Below are 243 nucleotides of genomic sequence, written 5' to 3' on the forward strand. Positions count from 1 at the left end.
AGCCCCTACAGAGACTTCCCTACTTTGTTCGGTACGCGTCACACCTTCCTGTTGCTGAGCGGATTTGCCAACTCAGCCAGTAAAATGCTTGCCCCGGTCTTTTCATTCCCGGGTTCTCTCTCGGTTCTGTGTCCCCACAGTTCTGATAATATGCGGTACAGGAATTTCAACCTGTTGTCCATCGACTACGTCTTTCGACCTCGCCTTAGGTCCCGACTTACTCAGAGCAGATCAGCTTTACTC

General features: G+C 51.0%; 1 rRNA gene. It reads right to left on the reverse strand.

Annotated elements, in window-relative coordinates:
• Positions 1 to 243: ribosomal RNA gene (locus V7D18_RS23660) — 23S ribosomal RNA — on the reverse strand; the annotation flags it as partial.

It is taken from the genome of Lacrimispora sp. 38-1, from assembly GCF_049890855.1.
In the GTDB taxonomy this organism is placed as follows: Bacteria; Bacillota; Clostridia; order Lachnospirales; family Lachnospiraceae; genus Lacrimispora.